This window comes from Anaeromyxobacter sp. Fw109-5 (genome assembly GCF_000017505.1).
Classification (GTDB): Bacteria; Myxococcota; Myxococcia; order Myxococcales; family Anaeromyxobacteraceae; genus Anaeromyxobacter.
This window is the reverse complement of the sequence record NC_009675.1, coordinates 348,884-366,353: the sequence shown is the minus strand read 5'-3', so window position 1 is coordinate 366,353 and position 17,470 is coordinate 348,884. Positions and strand designations below refer to the sequence as shown.

The window sequence follows — 17,470 nt, the reverse complement described above, 5'->3', positions numbered from 1 at the left end:
CGTGGCCGGCCGCGTCTACCTCGTCCGCCACGCGGACGCCGAGCCGAGGACGACCACCGACGAGGCCCGCCGCCTCACGCCCCCGGGCCGCGCGCGCTTCGAGGTCCACGCGCGCGCGCTCTCCCCGTCCCTCGCCCTGGTCGCCATCCGGACCTCGCCGTTCGTACGCGCCGCTGAGACGGCCGCGCTGCTCGCCGCCGCGACGGGCGCCTCGAGCGCGGAGGACCCCGCGCTCGCCTCCGGCGCGTCGAGCGGGGGCGACCTGCTGTCGCTCGCGCGCCGCGCGCCGGCGGGGACCGCCCTCGTCGGCCACAACCCCGAGCTGGCCCAGGCCGTCGCGCTCGCGGCGGGGCGCGACCTCCCGGTCCCGCCGGGCACCGTCGCGGCGCTGGACGTCGCCGCCGACGGCACGGTCGCGCTCGCCTGGATCCGCCCGCCGCCCTGAGAGGGCTGTCCAGAACGCCGGTCCCGTCGCCGCGGCGAACGATCCGCGTCGCATCGCTGCGTTGCTCCTCCCTTACATGGCCTACGGCCATGCTCGGTCGTCGCGCCTTGCGCTGCTCGCGTCTCGCTCGCCTGGCTCGGTCCCGGCATTCTGAACAACCCTGTGAGCGCCTCTCCGGCGACGCCGGCGCCGCCGGGGGCCGCGATCGACCGGTCGGGCGGCCGGCGAGGGGTCCCCCTTGATCTCCCTCCCCCGCTGCGCGATGTTGCGCCCGCGTTTTCACGGAGGAACCCGGTGCCCAGCGCGAGCAGAGACCTCGTCGAGAAGGCGGTCAACACCATCCGCATGCTGTCGGCCGACGCCGTGCAGCAGGCGAACAGCGGCCACCCCGGCATGCCGATGGGCGCCGCGGACATGGCCTTCGTCCTGTGGACGCGCCACCTGCGGTTCGATCCGCGGCAGCCGCGCTGGATCGGCCGCGACCGGTTCGTCCTCTCGGCCGGCCACGGGTCGATGCTGCTGTACTCGCTCCTCCACCTCGCCGGCTTCGACTGCACCGTCGAGGATCTGAAGAAGTTCCGGCAGCTCCACTCGCGCACGCCCGGACACCCCGAGTTCGGCTACCTGCCCGGCGTGGAGGTGACGAGCGGCCCGCTCGGCCAGGGCTTCGCGAACGGCGTGGGCTTCGCCCTCGGCCAGGCGATGCTCTCGGCCAAGCTCGGCCCCGGCAACCCCCTCGAGGATCACTTCGTCTACGCCATCGTGTCGGACGGCGACCTCATGGAGGGCGTCGCCGCCGAGGCGGCGAGCTTCGCCGGCCACAACGCGCTCGGCCGGCTCGTCTACCTCTACGACGACAACGAGATCACCATCGACGGCCACACCTCCATCGCCTTCACCGGCGAGGACGTGACGGAGCGCTTCGAGGGCTACGGCTGGCACGTGCAGGAGGTCGACGGCCGCGATCACGACGGGATCGACCGGGCCATCCAGGCCGCCAAGGCGGAGCTCGGGAAGCCCTCGCTCATCCGCGTCCGCACCACCATCGGCTTCGGCTCGCCGGGCAAGGCCGGCAAGTCGTCGGCCCACGGCGCGCCGCTCGGCGAGGCCGAGCTCGCCGCCACGAAGAAGAACCTGGGCTGGCCGGAGGAGCCGCGCTTCCTCGTCCCCGACGACGTGCGCGCGCTCTGGCGCGAGGTGCAGGCGGAGAAGGCGAAGCAGGTCGAGGCGTGGCGCGAGAAGGAGCGCGCCTGGCGCCAGGCGAACGGCGAGAAGGCCGCGCTGCTCGACGTGCACGTGGACCGCTGGGTGCCGGAGCGGATCCTGGAGCGCGTCCTCGACGGCGCCGCCGGCGCGGAGGCGACACGCAAGCTCTCCGCGGCGACGATCCAGAAGATCGCCCCGCTCGTCCCGTGCCTGGTCGGCGGCTCCGCCGACCTCGCCGAGTCGAACCTCACCGACATCAAGGGCGGCGGGTCGTTCTCCCCGTCGACCCCGGCCGGCCGCAACGTGCACTACGGCATCCGCGAGCACGCCATGGGCGCGATCGCGAACGGCCTCGCCTACGACGGGCTTCACATCCCGTTCACGGGCACGTTCCTGCAGTTCGCCGACTACATGCGCCCGACGGTGCGCCTCGCCGCGCTCTCCGGGCTCCAGAACGTCTTCGTCTGGACGCACGACTCCATCTTCCTCGGCGAGGACGGCCCCACGCACCAGCCGGTGGAGCACCTCACCGCGCTGCGCGCCATCCCGAACCTCCACGTGTGCCGGCCGTGCGACGGCGACGAGGTGGCGGTCGCGTGGGCGCACGCGCTCACCCGCCGGAACGGCCCGACCGCGCTCATCCTGTCGCGCCAGAAGATCGCGCCCGTGAAGCGCGACGGCGACTTCGACCCGGAGGCGGCGCTCCGCGGCGCCTACGTGGTTGCGGCCCCCGAGGGCGCGCGGTTCTCGATCCTGGCGACGGGGTCGGAGGTGGCGCTCGCGCAGGCCGCCCTCGAGGTCCTCGCGCAGAAGGGGCTCCGCGGCCGGCTCGTGTCGGTGCCGTGCCTCGCGTGCTTCGAGGCGCAGCCGAAGGCGTGGCAGGACCAGGTGCTCCCGCCGGGCCTGCCGGCCGTGGCGCTCGAGGCGGCGCGCGGGCTCGAGTGGTGGAAGCACGTCGGCAAGGACGGGCTCGTGCTCGGCATCGATCGCTTCGGCGCGAGCGCGCCGGAGAAGGCGCTGGCCGAGGAGTACGGCTTCACGCCCGCGCAGATCGCCGGACGCATCGAGAGCTGGCTGGCGCGGTAGTCGTCCTGAAACGCATCGCGCGCCCTCCCCCGCACCCCGTGACCGGGGCGCGTGGGAAGGCGCGCGTGGCCCAGCTCGTTCTGTTCCGCCCGACTAGCGGGCGACGACGGCGGACGACACCGTCGTGGTCGGCTGCGGCTGCGCCGGCGTGACGGGGCGCGGCTCGATCCGCTCGCCCTTCGCGAGCATCTTGAGCGAGAGCGCGAGGAGGCTCGCGAGGAGCTCGCCGGAGCCGGGCACGTCGAGCTTGCGGTAGATGCGCTTGCGGCGCGCGCGGATGGTCTCGGGCGAGACGCCAGCGGCGGCCGCGGAGTCCTTGCAGGCGAAGCCCTGGGCGATCCGGAGGACCTCGGCGCGCTCAGCAGGCGTGAGCGTCGTGCCCTCCATGAACTTGGCGGCGAACGGCGTGAGGATCTCGATATCGATCTGAGCCATCGTTTCTTCCCCGGAAGGGCCCCAAGTGTAGGGCCGTTTCGCCGAACGAATCGAGGCACAGCCGAGCTACTGCTGCCTCACCGCACCCCCGCTCGGTCGCCCGTCGTCGGCGAAGGGGACGATAATAACGCCCCACACGGTTGCCACCCCCCGGCACAACTATTTCGCAATGGACTGGTATCACTAATGATTTCTGGCTATTGTCCTGACGGGGGGCGCGGCGAAAGCTCGCATGCCGACCCTCCGGTGTGCCGGGGTCAGGGGGCGACCGTTTGTCGCAGGCCCCGCGTGCGCGCGGGCGGAGGAGGGGCTCCTCTCGGCGTCCGAGCGTCGGGGGCCGCGGTGCCGGTCGCCGGGTCGCGCACCGCCCCTCCGATCAGCGCGAGCCCGTCCGCGCCCGCCTCCGCCGCCGCGATGAGGTCCGCCTGCTCCTCCTCGCGGTCACGGATGTGCTCCTCGACGCGCGCGCGCGCGGACGAAGCGCTCGCGCTCTCGCGCTCCTCCTCGACCCGCCGGTAGTGGAGGACCAGCCCGAGCTGCTCCCAGAGCGCCTCGCTGAGCTCGTCCCCGCCGGGGCCGGAGCGCGGGCCGGTGTCGAGCACGGCGAGCTCCACGCGGGTCGAGAGGGGATAGCTCGCGTCGAGGAGCGAGAACCGTACTCCGCCGCCGGAGAGCTCGGCGCGCACCACGCGCCCCCCGAAAGGCATGACGACCGGCCCCTTCGCGAGCACGGCACGCGCCGAGGCCCGATCGACGCCCGGATCCCGCGCGGCGACCTCGCGCGGCGAGGCGCGCAGCCCTTCCAGCAGGCCGCGCACCTGGTCGATGCCGACGACCACGTTCAGCCCCTGCGCGCCCTTGTAGCCCGCGTGGTAGATGCCGACGAGCTCGGGCTCACCGGTGGTGCAGGAGACGGCGAGCACGGGGCTGCCGGAGCTGCCGAGGTTGAGGAGGGCGTCGACGGCGAAGTCCTCGTGGTCCCAGCCACGATCGAGGTCGCGCTGCCCGACGGCGATGACCCGCCCCGCGTTGGCGGCCGGGAACGCGCCCAGCGGGAAGCCTCGCACCAGCACGGCGTCCCCGACCCGCAGGTCTCGCGCGCTGCCGGTGCGGTACGGGAGCGTGCGGAGCTTCGTGGGCGTGGAGAGCACCGCCACGTCGAGCGCCTCGTCCGAGACGACGGCGCTGAGCGCGTGCTGCCCCGGCGCCTCGGGCTCCGCCTCGCTGGAGACGATGCGGACCTCCTCTCGCACCCGTCGCGAGCCGGCCGGCACGCCCTCGAGCTCGGTGTCCTCTCCCGTCACCTCCGGGAAGTCCACCACGTGGTGGTTCGTGGCGACGAGCGACTCGCCGCCGCGCGCGCCGTAGGCGAAGCCGGTGCCGTGTCGGGTCTTCGTGTAGTACTGCCGGCGCAGCTTCCCGCCGCGGCCGTAGGAGAGGTGCTCGTACACCGCGGTGGCCCGCAGGCAGTACACGTAGTCCGCGGCCGGGCGTGCCTCGCGCTCGCGCGCCGCGGCCTTCATCGCCGAGAGGGTGTCCGCGTAGCGCCCCACGCACTCCGCCCCCCGCGCACCGCGCGCCGCGACGGGTGCGGGCCCCGCGACCGCGAGGCCGCCGAGGGCGAGGGAAAGGAGCGCGCGGGCTGCGCGGACTTGCATCGGCCTGAAGGTAGGGGCCCGCCGTGCAGGCGGCGCCTGCGAGGAAGGGTCCTCCCGGGCGGTGCGTCTCGCCGAGCCATGGCCCCCGTCGGTTTGGTGCGCGCGGAGCCTGTCGAAGCGCGCGCGGCGACCTTTGCAGGGTCCCGCCCGGCGACGTCCACCCGCTCACTTCCGCTCGGTGAACCCCTCCGGCCACCGCTCCAGCCGCGCTCGCTGCTTCCCCGTCTCCGCCGCGAGCGCGTCCCAATCGAACGGCAGCGAGACGATGTTCCCCGCCGGCTCCACCCCGACCGGCACCGGCACCTCCGCGCGCAGCGGGAGCAGCCCGGGGATCCGCGCCACCAGCACCCGCTCCGCGTCCGGCCCCGCCAGCCAGGCCGCGAGGGCGCGGGCGGCGTCGGACGCGCCGCCGAGGAGCGCCACCGCGGTGGGCAGCGCCACCGCGCCCGAGCCTAGCTGGTCCGGGTAGACGACCTCGAGCGGCGTCGCGCTCGCCGCCGCGGCGGCGCCCTCGAGGGAGCCGGCGAGCCCGAAGGTCGCCTGACCCGAGGCGACGCGCGCGCGGACCTCGGCGTCCGCGTCCGCGAGCTGCGGCTCGTTGCGGGCGACGAGCGAGAGGAAGCGGCCCGCGCTCTCGCCACCGTAGGCGAGCACGAGCGCGGCGATGGTGACCGGTCCCGCGCCGCGGCCGAACGGGACCACCGAGATCCGCCCACGCGCGCGCGGGTCGGCGAGATCGCGGAGGTTCGAGGGCGAGAACGGCAGTCGCGCGGCGGGGGAGACGAGCAGCACGCGCGCGCGGGCTCCGAGCGGTGCGAAGCGGCGCTTCGGATCGCGCCAGCGCGCCGGGACGTCCTCGGCGGCGGGGGCGCTGCCGGCGACGAGCCGCTCGCCGAGCGCGAGGGCCTGGGCGGGATCCCCGACCCAGGCGAGCTCGGCGTCCGCGGCGGCGGCCACGGGGACCACCTTCGCCACCCCGAACCGCGCGGCCACGTCGGCGAGCACCTCGGCGGGCAGGTCGGAGGCGACGTGGACCTTCACCTCGGGGAGCGTCCGGGCCGGGCGCGAGCAGGCGAGCGCGAGCGCGAGCGGGAGCACGGCGAGGACGCGGCGGCGCGGGGACGCGGTCATGGCGGCTCGGCGACTTCGCGCCGGCCGCGCCCGCGGAAGTGCGGGCGCGGGGCGCGCGGGGCAATGTAACATCCCCACCGTGGCTCCCACCGGACGCATCGCCCTCGCGCAGGTGAACACCACGGTCGGGGACTTCGCGGGGAACGCCGCGAAGATCCGCGCCGTCACGGAGCGGGCGCGCGCCGAGGGCGCGACGCTCGTCGTGTTCCCCGAGCTCGCCCTCTGCGGCTACCCGCCGCGCGACTTCCTCGACCTCCCCGAGTTCCTCGAGCGCGCCGCGCGCACGCTCGCCGAGCTCGCCGCCCCGGCGGAGTGGTCGCGCGACGTCGCGATCGTGGTCGGCTTCCCCGAGGGCGTCGCGGGCGCGCCGCCGCCCGGCGTCTACAACGCGGCGGCGCTCATCGCCGACGGGCGCGTCGCCGCCGTGGGGCGCAAGTCGCTCCTGCCCACCTACGACGTCTTCGACGAGACGCGCTACTTCCTGCCCTCCGACAGCTCGACCGCGGCGGACGCGGGGGGCGTCGGCCTCCGCCTCGGCCTGTCCGTCTGCGAGGACGTCTGGAACGACAAGCGCTTCTGGGTCCACCCGCGCTACGCGCGCGATCCCATCGCCGAGCTCGTGAGGGGGGGCGCCGGACTGGTGGTGAACATCTCCGCCTCGCCCTACGCCATGGGCAAGCCGGGGCTGCGCGAGCGGATGCTCTCCGCGAGCGCGGCGGGCCACGGCGCGCCCATCGCCTACGTGAACCAGGTGGGCGGCAACGACGCGCTCGTCTTCGACGGCGGCTCGATGCTGGTGGGGAGCGACGGCGCGATCCTCGCCCGCGCCCCGCTCTTCGAGGAGGTGCTGCTGGTCGCCGAGCTCGCGACCGGCGCGGCCAGCGCGGTCCCGCTCGGCCGCGACGGCGTCGCCGTGGCGCCCGGCGCCCCCGACCCGGAGGCGGACGAGGTCTACAGCGCGCTCGTGCTGGGGGTCCGCGACTACGTCCGCAAGTGCGGCTTCCGCAGCGCCATCGTGGGGCTCTCCGGCGGCATCGACTCGGCGCTCACGGCCTGCCTCGCGGCCGACGCGCTCGGGGCGGCGAACGTGCTCGGCGTGGCGATGCCCTCCCGCTACAGCTCCGGCCACTCGCGCGAGGACGCCGCCGCCCTCGCCGACCACCTCGGGATCCCCTTCAAGGAGATCTCCATCGAGCCGATGCACGCCGCCTTCCTCGGGCAGATCGAGGCGGCGGAGGGGAAGCCGCTCGGGGACCTGGCCGAGCAGAACGTGCAGGCCCGCATCCGAGGCCAGCTCCTGATGGCGCTCTCGAACGACACCGGCGGGCTCGTGCTCTCGACGGGCAACAAGAGCGAACTCGCGGTCGGCTACTGCACGCTCTACGGCGACATGGCGGGCGGCCTCGCCGTCATCGGCGACGTCCCGAAGACGCTCGTGTACCGGGTCTCGCGCGCCGCGAACGCGCGGGCGGGGCGCACGCTCATCCCCGAGCGCACCTTCACGAAGCCGCCCTCGGCCGAGCTGAAGCCGGGCCAGGTGGACCAGGACTCGCTGCCGCCCTACGACGTCCTCGACGACATCCTCGAGGCCTACGTCGAGGAGCGGCTCCCGCTCGACGCCATCGTGGCGCGCGGCCACCCCGAGGCGACCGTCCGCCGCGTGCTGCGCATGGTGGTGGCGAGCGAGTACAAGCGCCGCCAGGCGGCGCCGGTGCTGAAGGTGAGCGAGAAGGCGTTCGGCGAGGGCCGGCGGTTCCCGATCGCGCACGGGTACCGGTACTGACGAGCGCGACCCCGCGCCGCGCGGCGACCCTCGGACGCGACGACCATCCGCCTCCCGGAGGCTGCGATCAGCTGAGCTCCGACAGGGCGGGCCGACCCCGGCCGACCAAACCGAGAGTTCCGCGCCTCGTCCGGTACGGCCGCCCCCCGGACCATTGCCGGCGTCTCGACGGCCGTCCCGCTCGCCTTCGGCCCGCGCCGCGATTAGGTCTCACCCATGATCGTCGTCGCCGTCCGGGACCTGCTCTTCCGCTCCAAGATCACCTCCGCCGCCGAGCGGCTTGCGGTGCCCATCCTGCTCGCGCCCCGCGACCGGCCACTCGGGGACGTGGTCCGTGAGACCGCGGGTGCGAGCGTGCTCGCGGACCTCAACCAGCCCGGCATGGTGGAGGAGCTCGCGGCGCTCAAGCGGGACACCGGCGCGCGCGTGGTGGGATTCCTGGGCCACCTTCAGGCGGATCTCATCGAGGCCGCCGAGGCGGCCGGGGTGGACGAGGTGATGACGCGCGGTCAGCTCACCGGCCGGCTCGACGAGGTGCTGCGGCGCGGGTGACTGCCGCCTTCGGGGTGGCCTGTCACGCTCCGTCGGAGACACCGGTGGCGAAGACGCCGGAGCCCCCCGCCGTGTCCCTCATGCGTGACGAGCCCCTGCCGGCGCTGGCGTTAAGTTCCGGCGGGCGCCGCGCGCCCCCAGCCGCCATGCCCGCCCGCCGCCCTCGCACCGCCGACGCCGCGCTCTCCTACCCGGTGTTCGCCCCGGGGACGCTCTCGCTCGACGACGTCGATCTGTCGGTGAAGGTCGACGAAGACCGCTACGAGCAGGTGATCGTCGACCTCCAGCGGCGGGCGTACGCGCTGCAAGTCCGGAACTTCCTCGACGAGGGTCGCGCGATCGTCGTCTTCGAGGGCTGGGACGCGGCCGGCAAGGGAGGCTGCATCAAGCGGCTCACGACGCTCATGGACCCGCGCGGCTACAAGGTCTGGCCGATCGGCGCGCCGAACGAGGAGGAGCGATCGTACCACTGGCTGTGGCGGTTCTGGACGCGACTCCCGCGGCGCGGCGAGCTGGCCGTGTTCGACCGGAGCTGGTACGGGCGCGTCCTCGTGGAGCGCGTCGAGAAGCTCGCGACGGGCGAGGAGTGGCGGCGCGCGTACGACGAGATCAACGCGTTCGAGCGGACGCTCACCGCGGACGGGATCCGGCTCCTCAAGTTCTTTCTCCACATCGACCGCAAGACGCAGCTCGAGCGGTTCCGAGACCGCGAAGCCGACCCGGTGAAGCGCTACAAGCTCGGCCCGGAGGACTGGCGCAACCGGAAGGCAGCGCCCGCCTACCGCCGCGCGATCGAGGACATGCTCGCACGCACCCATCGGCCCGACGCCCCGTGGCTCCTCGTCGCGGCGAACGACAAGAAGCACGCGCGGCTCGAGGTGCTGCGCGCCACCATCCGACTCCTCGAAGGAAAGACACCTTGAACGACCTGCTCCGGTTCCTCCACATCCTGTCCGCGTCCGCCTGGCTGGGCGCCACGCTCTGGGTCGCTGGCGACGTGCGTCGCACCCTCGCCGCCGGCCGTCCCTTTCCCGCCGGCCTCGCCGCGCGCGTGAACCCGGCCATCGGGCTCGACGTGGCGATGGCCGTGGCGACCATCCTCACCGGGCTGCTGGTGCTCGCCTTCCAGGGGGTGCACCCGCGCACCGGCATCATGGTCGGGTTCGCCCTCTCGATCGTGCGCGTGGTGGTCGTGCTCGCCGGGCTGCGGCCGGCCTGGCGCGCCGTCGCGACTCGGCTCGCGGCGGGCCAGGACGTGCCGCCGACCGACTCGCCGGTGAAGCGGATGGCCATGTGGTCCGGCATGGCCCACACGCTCTGGCTCATCGCGCTCGCCACGATGGTATTCCCGGTCTGAGCCGCGGCTCATCCCGAGCTTCGAGTGGCGCGTCGTGACATGCCCGCCGAGGTGGCGGGCGCCCCCTCGACGCACGATCTCCTGGCTACCCGACGGACGGGTCACGCCGCGGTACCCGCCGGCGGGGCGGCCCAAGGTTCCCCGCGGCCGGACGCGCGACGTGCGCATGCGAGGCGGTGCCGTTCCGCGCGCCGCGAGCGAGGTTCGCGGTGAGGAGGAGCCGCGATGCCGAACAGCATCTACAAGGTGATCGAGGTCGTGGGATCGAGCCCCGAGTCGTGGGAGAAGGCAGCGCAGGCCGCCGTGGAGGCGGCCTCGAAGTCTCTTCGAGATCTGCGCGTGGCGGAGGTCTCCGCGCTGGACATCCACCTCGACGGCGGGAAGATCGCCGCCTACCGGACCAAGCTGAAGCTCTCGTTCAAGTTCGAGGAGTAGCGCGGCCGGCTCGGCTGGGCGGCGGGCTCAGAAGATCCCGAGCGTCGCCGCCAGGAACAGCCAGAGGGGCGTGCCGCCGAGCAGGAGCAGCACCCACACCGCCTGGAGGGCGCGCCGCGTGCGATCCGACACGCCTGGGCGGTGCGACCAGGCGCGGAGCGCGCCCGCGCCGAAGCCGATCACGAACAGGGGACCGAGGAGGAGGAGGAGCGCAGGCAGCCTCACACCTGCATCACTTCCTTCTCCTTCGCGGCGACGATCTCGTCGACCTTCTTCACGCCCTCGTCCGTCTCCTTCTGCATCTTGTCGAGGGCCTTCTTCGCGTCGTCCGCCGCGATGTCGCCGTCCTTCTCCGCGACCTCGATGAGCTCCTTCGCGTCGCGGCGCTGGTTGCGGATGGCGACCTTGTGATCCTCGCCCTTGTGCTTCACCTGCTTCACGATCTCCTTGCGGCGCTCCTCGGTGAGCGGCGGGATCGGGACGCGGACGAGGTCCTTGTCGGACTGGGGGTTCACGCCGAGGTTGGCGTCCCGGATGGCCTTCTCGATCACCGGGATGAGGTTCTTCTCCCAGGGCTTCACCATGATGAGCCGCGCCTCCGGGACGGAGAGCGTGGCCACCTGGTTCAGCGGGGTGGAGGTGCCGTAGTAGTCGACCCGCACGCCGTCGAGGAGGTGCAGGCTCGCGCGGCCGGTGCGGACCGAAGCCAGCTCGCGCCGGAGGTCGTCCAGCGTGTTGGCGATGCCACCGTGCAGGTCGTTCAGGATGTCGTCCGCGACGCTCATGGCCCCTCCCCTCGTGTCTACTTCTCCTCGAGCCGGCCGACCGTGGTCCCGATCTGCTCGCCCAGCACGACGCGGCGAACGTTCCCGCGCAGCGTCGAGTCGAACACGATGATCGGCAGGTCGTTGTCCATGCAGAGGCTGATGGCCGTCGAGTCCATCACCTTCAGGTTCTTCTTCAGGACGTCGATGTAGCTGAGCTGCTTGAACTTGGTGGCGGCCGGGTTCTTCTTCGGATCGTCCGTGTAGACGCCGTCGACCTTGGTCGCCTTGAGCAGCACGTCCGCGTGGATCTCCATCGCGCGGAGGGAGGCGGCGGTGTCGGTCGTGAAGTACGGGTTGCCGGTGCCCGCCGCGAAGATCACCACCCGGCCCTTCTCGAGGTGGCGGATGGCGCGGCGGCGGATGTAGGGCTCGGCGACCTGGTGCATCTCGATGGCCGACTGCACCCGCGTGTTCACGCCGATCTTCTCGAGCGCGTCCTGCAGCGCCATCGCGTTGATGACGGTGGCGAGCATGCCCATGTAGTCGGCGGAGGAGCGGTCCATGCCCTCCGTCGCCCCGGACACGCCGCGGAAGATGTTGCCGCCGCCGATGGTGAGCGCGACCTCGACGCCGAGATCGACGCAGTCCTTCACGTCGCCGGCGATGGCGGAGAGGGTCTTCGGCGAGATGCCGTACTTGCCGTCGCCCATGAGCGCCTCGCCCGACAGCTTGAGGAGGATGCGCTTGTAGCTGGGCTTCGGCGTCGCGGCTCGGTCGCTCGGCATGGTCGGCGCGTTCTACAAAAGGGCGCCGGGTCGGTCAAGGCGGCGCGGATTGGAGCGAAATTCTACCCGACGCGCGGGCCGCGCGCCGGGGTGTCTTCGTCGGCTCAGGGCTGCTCGGCGGGAGCGCCCTCGCCCGCGCCGCGACGGCGGCGACGGCGTCCGCCGCGACGGCGGCGGCGGCGGCGCGCGCCGTCCCCTGCAGCCGCCGAGGTGGCCTCGGTGCCCGGACGGGGCGTCTCGGGTGCCTCCCCTCCGGCGGCGACCTCCACGAACGGGATCTCCTCCGTGGCGGTCTCCTGCGCCTGGACGGGGATCTCGACGGAAGCGGCCGCAGCGGGAGCGTGCGCGCGGCGTGGCTCCCGCGTGCGCTCGGGGCCGCGGCGGCGCGGCTCGGGCTGCTCGCGCGCGGGCGCGGGCGCCGGGTGGGCGCCGGACGTCGCACGCCAGCGCTCCAGCACCTCCTGCCCCTCGCCCGTGGCGGCGACGGAGATCTGGAGGAGCTGCAGCGCGTCCTCGTAGTAGCTCTGGCCGGCCACACCACGGCCGCGGCGGCGCCGCTTCTTCGGCGGGTCCCGGAACATCCGGAGGGCGTGGAGCGCCAGGCGCGTGCGCTCGGCGATCTTGCGCGGCAGCCGGGCGCTCTGGACGAGCGAGTCGAGGAGCGCGGCGGCGGCGTCGTGCCCGCCGTGCGCCGGGGCGCCCTCCTCCGGCGTCGCGTCGACGGACGCGGGCTCGAGCGGCGACGGGCCGGCGGCCGGGCCTCCGAGGTGCATGACGATCGCGCCGAGCAGCACCGCGTCGGACACCTCCTCGCCCGACCGCACCAGCCGGTCGAGGGCGGCGAGGTGCGCGAAGAACGCGCGGCGGCCGGTCGTGTCCCAGCTCTCCAGCGCGGCGGCGAGCGCCGGGAGGATGACGGGCAGCGCCCCGCTCGCGCGGAGCAGCTCGAAGGCGCGGGCGGAGCCGCCGCAGCGCAGGATCTTGAAGATCTCCTCGAGCACCCGGGCCGGCGCGCAGCGTGCGAGCTCGCTCGCGTGGCGGCGCATGGCCTCGAAGGTGTCGGGCGCGATGATGAAGCCGAGCCGGGCCGCGAAGCGGACGGCGCGCAGCAGGCGCACCGGGTCCTCGCGCATGCGGATCTCGGGGTCGCCGATGGTCGCGATGCGGCGGGCCTCGAGGTCCTCGCGGCCGCCGACGTAGTCGATCACCTCGCCGGTCGCGACGTCGTAGAAGAGGCCGTTCACCGTGAAGTCGCGGCGGACCGCGTCTTCCTCGGCGGTGCCGAACACGTTGTCGCGCGTGATGAGGAGGTCGTCCGTGTCCGGCACGTCCTCGCCCACGTCCACCGGGTTCTTGCGGAAGGTCGCGACCTCGATGACCTTCCCGCCGCGGAAGTAGACGTGCGCGAGCCGGAAGCGCCGGCCGATGAGGCGGCAGTTGCGGAAGATGGCGCGCACCTCGCCGGGATGGGCGTCGGTGGCGACGTCGAAGTCCTTGGGCTTGGCGCCGAGGAGCAGGTCCCGCACGCAGCCGCCGACGAAGTACGCGCGGTGGCGCATGTGCCGCAGCCGCGCGATGACCCTCACCGCGTCGGCGTCGAGGCGGTCGAGCGGGATCTCGGGCGGATGCTCCGGCGGCGGCTCCTCCGGAGGATCGAGCGCGAGACCGGGCGGCGGGCGGTGGGGGCGGCTCTCTTCGAGTTCTTCTTCGTGTGACGCCGGGAGCAGGTCGGTCGGAGATCGGTCGTGCATGTAGTCGCCGGATCGGGGGGCGTCCACGCCGGGGTCAACTCCCTGGCTCGCGGAAACGCGCCTACACCGTCGGGCTCGTCCTTGGGGGGCGTTGTAGCGAGCGGCGAGGCTTAGGTCAAATCCCTCGTGCGCTCGCGGGGGTGCGCGCCGGGAGTGGCTCCGCGACGTCACACGGCGCAGATCCTGGCGCAATTCCAGCGATCGCCCCCTCCCCGCCGGGCTCGGCGGCGCTCTCGGGAGGTGGGGCGAACAGCTCGCCCTGGAGCGGCGCGAGCCCGAGCGCCTCCCGGACCGGCTGGAAGGAGCGCCGGTGGATCGGGCAGGCGCCGAGCCGCTCGAGCGCCTGGAAGTGCTCGGCGGTCGGGTAGCCCTTGTGATTGCAGAAGCCGTAGCCGGGGTAGAGCGCGTCGAGCTCGCCCATGAGCTCGTCGCGGGTCGTCTTCGCGAGAATGCTGGCGGCGGCGATGGTGAGCGACAGCGCGTCGCCGTGGATGATCGGAGTCTGCGGGAGCCGGAGCTCCGGGAGCTTGCGGGCGTCCACGAGCACGTGGCCCGGCGCGGGCGTGAGCGCCTGCACCGCGCGGGTGAGCGCGAGCAGCCCGGCGCGGTAGATGTTGAGGCGGTCGATCTCCTCGACCTCGGCGCGCGCCACCGCCCAGCACACGGCGTTCGCCTTGATGTCCTCGGCGAGCCGCTCGCGCTCCCGCCGGTCGAGCTGCTTCGAGTCGTCGATGCCGCGCGGCCGGTAGTCGCGCGGGAGGATGCACGCGCCCGCCACCACCGGCCCCGCGAGCGGCGCCATCCCGGCCTCGTCCACGCCCGCGACGAGCGTGACGCCCCCGTCCCAGAGTTCTCCCTCGTACCGGAGCAGATGCCGAAGGCGCTGTCCTTCCGCCCGGTTGGCGTGCCGGCGCTTCAGGATCAGCCGGAGCACCTCGCGCGCGCCCGCCCGCGGGTCCGTCGTGAGGGCCGCCTCGCACTCGGGCGAGAGGGCGCGGTTGCGATCGAGGAACCGCTCGCGCAGCTCGGCCACGGACATCCGGGCGAGGTCTTCGGGGCGCATCGAGGCGGAGTGTACGCCACCAGGCGGCGGGGCGGGAACCGTGGGAAGCTGGCCGGTCGAGCGCGCCATTTGAGACGGAGCGCCCTTCTCGCCCGATGCTGTCTTGTCACCTGGCCGTGAGCTTTCGGTAGGGCACAGCCCGCCCGTTAGCCATGACAGCCTTCACACGAGCCTTTCGGTATCGTCGCGCGCTCCGCAGTTTGGGCAGGCATCGAGCCTGTACAGCACATTCCACCAAGCCCCTGACGACAGAACCGCACGCCACATGACGTACTCGTCACAGACGCGACACGTTCGCTCCGTTCGAACACTGGCGACGTTCACGCCACGGCGCTGTAGCTGTTGGGCGCCCAGAACGCTTCCCACCGGCCCAACGACGCGTTGATTGCGCGCGCCACCAGCGCATCCAGGAACTGGTCCGGGCCTCGGGGCCTCGGGGCCTCCAACAACAGCCCAACTTCTCCGAAACACGACCGCACGACGCTGACCCGAGGGCGCGACTGCCTCTTACAGCACCTTGGCATCGCACGGGCCGAAGCACCCGCACAGCACCTGAACAACGGCGGCCGTTGCAGCCCATTTAGCCCCTGCGGCCGGCACACTAGTCTCCGCGTCTCTTGGCTCGGTCCCGTTCCTCCCGCTCCTTCTCGATCTCCCTCAGCTCGGCCGCGGCCTCCGTCTTCCCGAGCCGCCCGAGCATCTGGGCGGCTCGCTCGACGGCAGGGGGGCCTCCGATGTTGTGAAGTTGAGCGTGCAGCACTCGCCTGAGCGTGTTGTCTCCACGGATGGACAGCATCGCGATGGCCTCGACCGCCGCCTCGGGGTCGAGCCGCATCGCCAGGAACGATTCTGCGACCACGACGTGAACGTCCGACTCGTCCGAGAGCGCCTCGATGACGCCTCTCGCGTTCTTCCGCACGACATCCTCGGGCGCGGCCCTGAGCGCGTCCGCTGCAAAGCCACGCATGACGGGATCTCGCTCGTGCCTCATCAGATGGATGAGACGGGGGACCAGATCGCCGTTCGTAGATCTCGCGACGGACAGGGCCGCCAGAGCGGCAGCGCGCTTCAGCGCGTCGTGATGGAAGAGCGCCTCCCTGAGGACGGACTCGCGTGGAACGCGGCGTGCGAGTCGTTCGCCTGCGGACTTCAGCGCGCCGAAGTCGTCCATCCCATTGTGCCCGCCCAAGTAATACGACCTGTACGAATCCACATATTGGTTCGCTGCCCGCAACCAATCACTCCCGCGCAGCGCATCCCGTGCCGGCGCACTCCCCCGCTGCTCGACGTAGCGCTCCACGCTCTCGAGCGACGGTCGACCCAGACGCTCGAGCATCGCGTACGCGTACGCATGCAGCCCATCATCCGGCAGCTCGAACATGTGTCCGAACACCGGCGTCGCGTCCGATGAATCCATCCCTTCGAGCAGCGGAATGGCCTCCAGCAGCACGGCCCCGTTCTGCTCGCGCACGAGCGCAGCCACCAGCGCCGTCGCGCGCTTCCCGACCTGCTCGGCCGAAGCGCTCCGCAACGCACGCACCGCCAGCAAGCGCGCGTACGGATCGGGGTCCTGCACCTGGCGCGTGAGCCCGTCCACCTGCGCATCCGATGCATCGCCGATCACCGCGATCGCGGCGCTCGCGAGCAGCCGGTCAGGCCGCGACGAGCCGCGGAGTGCGGCTTCGACGTCGCGATTGGACGGTCGCGCAGCTCGCAATTCCTTTCCGGCCTCTTCCCGGCGCCCCAAGTGAGCGGGCACGTCGTCGGAAGTCTCGCCGATCCCGCACAGCACCTTGTCTGCGTCGACCCATTTCCGAGCATGGAGACGCCACTCGGCGTCCACATCGGCATGCACCGTCAGCGCGACCAGTGCCGCGCAGACCGCTGATACGCTCAAGCCCGCGCCCCCTGGCCATCCGTCGAATCTTCGAGGTTGCCCGTCGGGCGCCGCAGCGAGCGCAGCCTCCGGCGCGGCTCGCGCCTCGGGACTGCTCTCGCGCGCGAACGGAAGGGCCATGGCACTCCTCTGCAGGAGGGTTCAGGGGCTCTCCTGCCAGTCAGTCCTGGTGAACCTTCACTCGGCCCGAGCCTAGCAGGCGCACTGACCGTACACCACCGCGGCCGCTGGCGCACACCGGCCAGGATGGCGCATACCGTCCCGACCGGCCGCCGCGGTGCGTACGCCTCACCGCTGACAGCGCGGACAGTAGTACGTCGAGCGCTGCGCCTGGACGACGCGGACGATCTCCGCCCGCCGGCAGCGCGGGCACCTCTCGCCCTCGCGCGCGTACACGAGGAACGGGTTCTCCGACCCGGGCTCCTCGACGTAGCTGATCTCGGGGCTGTCCTCGCGCGCGATGGTCTCCTTCACCGTCGCGAGGATTCCGTCGGCGAGCTTGCGGACCTCGGCGGGCGTGAGCGAGCGGGCCTGGCGGCGCGGGTCGATCTTCGCGAGGAAGAGCGACTCGCTCGCGACGATGTTGCCGACACCGGGGAGGAGCGCCTGGTCCATGATGCGGACCTTCACCGCCAGCCTCGAGCGCCCGAGCGCCTCCGCGAGCCGGTCGAGGTCGATGCCCTGCTCCAGGGGATCGGGACCCAGCTCGGCGATCTCCCGGACCTCCTCGAAGCGTGCGCCGGGCACGACCCGGAGCCGGCCGAAGAGCCGCATGTCGTCGAAGTGCAGCACCGCGCCGTCGTCGAGGTGGAAGCGCGCGCGCGAGAAGCGGGACGGCGCGGCGTCCCCCTCGCGGCGGAGCCACTTGCCGGTCATGCCGAGGTGGGCGAGGAGCCCGACCGGCGCGCCGTCCTTCTTCATCGAGACGAGGAGGTGCTTGCCGATGCGGCGGATCGGGCCGAAGCGCGCCCCCTCGAGGCCGCGCGCGAAGGCGGTGGGCGTCGCCGGGCGGAAGACGTAGCGCGCCTTCGGGTCGGGCTCGATCCGCTCGATGCGCCGGCCCATCGTCCAGCGCCGCAGGTTGCGGGCCGCGATCTCGACCTCGGGGAGCTCGGGCAC

17 protein-coding genes are annotated in these 17,470 nt (G+C 73.0%); 7 read left to right on the top strand and 10 right to left on the bottom strand.

What is annotated here, in order from left to right; all coding sequences use genetic code 11:
• The first annotated feature begins 1 nt into the window (after nucleotide 1).
• Nucleotides 2-445 (top strand): histidine phosphatase family protein, encoded by a 444-nt coding sequence (locus ANAE109_RS01605; protein WP_041448722.1) that lies wholly within the window; start codon nucleotides 2-4, stop codon nucleotides 443-445.
• A gap of 294 nt (nucleotides 446-739) precedes the next feature.
• Complete coding sequence (gene tkt / locus ANAE109_RS01600; RefSeq protein WP_011984637.1) at nucleotides 740-2,737, top strand: transketolase; 1,998 nt, start codon at nucleotides 740-742, stop codon at nucleotides 2,735-2,737.
• Between the two features lie 93 nt (nucleotides 2,738-2,830).
• Here tkt and ANAE109_RS01595 read toward each other — a convergent pair whose 3' ends face one another.
• The 3 genes from ANAE109_RS01595 to ANAE109_RS01585 all read right to left on the bottom strand — a co-directional run bounded on the left by ANAE109_RS01595 (nucleotide 2,831) and on the right by ANAE109_RS01585 (nucleotide 5,961).
• Entirely contained in the window at nucleotides 2,831-3,172 is a 342-nt protein-coding gene (locus ANAE109_RS01595) for a LuxR C-terminal-related transcriptional regulator (protein WP_011984636.1), read from the bottom strand.
• 257 nt (nucleotides 3,173-3,429) lie between these two features.
• Nucleotides 3,430-4,830: a serine protease gene (locus ANAE109_RS01590; protein WP_011984635.1), complete on the bottom strand. Its 1,401-nt coding sequence runs from the start codon at nucleotides 4,828-4,830 to the stop codon at nucleotides 3,430-3,432.
• 165 nt (nucleotides 4,831-4,995) lie between these two features.
• Entirely contained in the window at nucleotides 4,996-5,961 is a 966-nt protein-coding gene (locus tag ANAE109_RS01585) for an ABC transporter substrate-binding protein (RefSeq protein WP_011984634.1), read from the bottom strand.
• A gap of 79 nt (nucleotides 5,962-6,040) precedes the next feature.
• Between ANAE109_RS01585 and ANAE109_RS01580 the strand changes: the two genes are divergently transcribed.
• The 5 genes from ANAE109_RS01580 (at nucleotide 6,041) to ANAE109_RS01560 (ending at nucleotide 10,088) form a co-directional block, all read left to right on the top strand.
• Complete coding sequence (locus tag ANAE109_RS01580; protein WP_011984633.1) at nucleotides 6,041-7,744, top strand: NAD+ synthase; 1,704 nt, start codon at nucleotides 6,041-6,043, stop codon at nucleotides 7,742-7,744.
• A 216-nt stretch (nucleotides 7,745-7,960) separates the two neighbouring features.
• A complete protein-coding gene (locus ANAE109_RS01575; RefSeq protein ID WP_011984632.1) occupies nucleotides 7,961-8,296 on the top strand; it encodes a hypothetical protein in 336 nt (111 codons plus the stop codon).
• A 44-nt stretch (nucleotides 8,297-8,340) separates the two neighbouring features.
• Nucleotides 8,341-9,219 carry a polyphosphate kinase 2 family protein gene (locus ANAE109_RS01570; RefSeq protein ID WP_234945219.1) on the top strand — a complete coding sequence of 293 codons (879 nt, stop codon included), beginning with the start codon at nucleotides 8,341-8,343 and terminating at the stop codon, nucleotides 9,217-9,219.
• Complete coding sequence (locus tag ANAE109_RS01565; RefSeq protein WP_011984630.1) at nucleotides 9,216-9,653, top strand: hypothetical protein; 438 nt, start codon at nucleotides 9,216-9,218, stop codon at nucleotides 9,651-9,653. The genes ANAE109_RS01570 and ANAE109_RS01565 overlap by 4 nt, the downstream gene beginning before the upstream one ends.
• Nucleotides 9,654-9,878: 225 nt before the next feature.
• The gene (locus tag ANAE109_RS01560) at nucleotides 9,879-10,088 is read left to right on the top strand and encodes a dodecin family protein (protein ID WP_011984629.1); all 210 of its coding nucleotides are present in this window, start codon (nucleotides 9,879-9,881) and stop codon (nucleotides 10,086-10,088) included.
• A 27-nt stretch (nucleotides 10,089-10,115) separates the two neighbouring features.
• On the opposite strand, the gene ANAE109_RS01555 is transcribed toward ANAE109_RS01560, so the two are convergent.
• From ANAE109_RS01555 to mutM, 7 genes are all read right to left on the bottom strand, one after another.
• A complete protein-coding gene (locus ANAE109_RS01555) occupies nucleotides 10,116-10,313 on the bottom strand; it encodes a hypothetical protein (RefSeq protein ID WP_011984628.1) in 198 nt (65 codons plus the stop codon).
• Nucleotides 10,310-10,873 carry a ribosome recycling factor gene (frr, locus tag ANAE109_RS01550; protein WP_011984627.1) on the bottom strand — a complete coding sequence of 188 codons (564 nt, stop codon included), beginning with the start codon at nucleotides 10,871-10,873 and terminating at the stop codon, nucleotides 10,310-10,312. The genes ANAE109_RS01555 and frr overlap by 4 nt, the downstream gene beginning before the upstream one ends.
• Nucleotides 10,874-10,890: 17 nt before the next feature.
• Nucleotides 10,891-11,640: a UMP kinase gene (gene pyrH, locus ANAE109_RS01545; protein WP_011984626.1), complete on the bottom strand. Its 750-nt coding sequence runs from the start codon at nucleotides 11,638-11,640 to the stop codon at nucleotides 10,891-10,893.
• Nucleotides 11,641-11,744: 104 nt separating this feature from the next.
• A complete protein-coding gene (pcnB, locus tag ANAE109_RS01540; protein ID WP_234945218.1) occupies nucleotides 11,745-13,418 on the bottom strand; it encodes a polynucleotide adenylyltransferase PcnB in 1,674 nt (557 codons plus the stop codon).
• An 88-nt stretch (nucleotides 13,419-13,506) separates the two neighbouring features.
• The gene (locus ANAE109_RS01535; protein ID WP_041448046.1) at nucleotides 13,507-14,454 is read right to left on the bottom strand and encodes a ribonuclease HII; all 948 of its coding nucleotides are present in this window, start codon (nucleotides 14,452-14,454) and stop codon (nucleotides 13,507-13,509) included.
• Between the two features lie 601 nt (nucleotides 14,455-15,055).
• Nucleotides 15,056-16,471, bottom strand: coding sequence for a hypothetical protein (locus tag ANAE109_RS01530; protein WP_011984622.1), 1,416 nt, complete (start codon nucleotides 16,469-16,471; stop codon nucleotides 15,056-15,058).
• A 168-nt stretch (nucleotides 16,472-16,639) separates the two neighbouring features.
• Complete coding sequence (gene mutM, locus ANAE109_RS01525) at nucleotides 16,640-17,470, bottom strand: bifunctional DNA-formamidopyrimidine glycosylase/DNA-(apurinic or apyrimidinic site) lyase (protein ID WP_011984621.1); 831 nt, start codon at nucleotides 17,468-17,470, stop codon at nucleotides 16,640-16,642.

Excerpts from the sequence above, each read along its gene's own strand:
- ANAE109_RS01585 (WP_011984634.1), bottom strand. The coding sequence starts at position 5,961 with ATGACCGCGTCCCCGCGCCGCCGCGTCCTCGCCGTGCTCCCGCTCGCG.
- ANAE109_RS01560 (WP_011984629.1), top strand. The coding sequence starts at position 9,879 with ATGCCGAACAGCATCTACAAGGTGATCGAGGTCGTGGGATCGAGCCCC.
- ANAE109_RS01575 (WP_011984632.1), top strand. The coding sequence starts at position 7,961 with ATGATCGTCGTCGCCGTCCGGGACCTGCTCTTCCGCTCCAAGATCACC.
- frr (WP_011984627.1), bottom strand. The coding sequence starts at position 10,873 with ATGAGCGTCGCGGACGACATCCTGAACGACCTGCACGGTGGCATCGCC.
- ANAE109_RS01535 (WP_041448046.1), bottom strand. The coding sequence starts at position 14,454 with ATGCGCCCCGAAGACCTCGCCCGGATGTCCGTGGCCGAGCTGCGCGAG.
- ANAE109_RS01530 (WP_011984622.1), bottom strand. The coding sequence starts at position 16,471 with ATGGCCCTTCCGTTCGCGCGCGAGAGCAGTCCCGAGGCGCGAGCCGCG.
- pyrH (WP_011984626.1), bottom strand. The coding sequence starts at position 11,640 with ATGCCGAGCGACCGAGCCGCGACGCCGAAGCCCAGCTACAAGCGCATC.
- ANAE109_RS01590 (WP_011984635.1), bottom strand. The coding sequence starts at position 4,830 with ATGCAAGTCCGCGCAGCCCGCGCGCTCCTTTCCCTCGCCCTCGGCGGC.
- ANAE109_RS01595 (WP_011984636.1), bottom strand. The coding sequence starts at position 3,172 with ATGGCTCAGATCGATATCGAGATCCTCACGCCGTTCGCCGCCAAGTTC.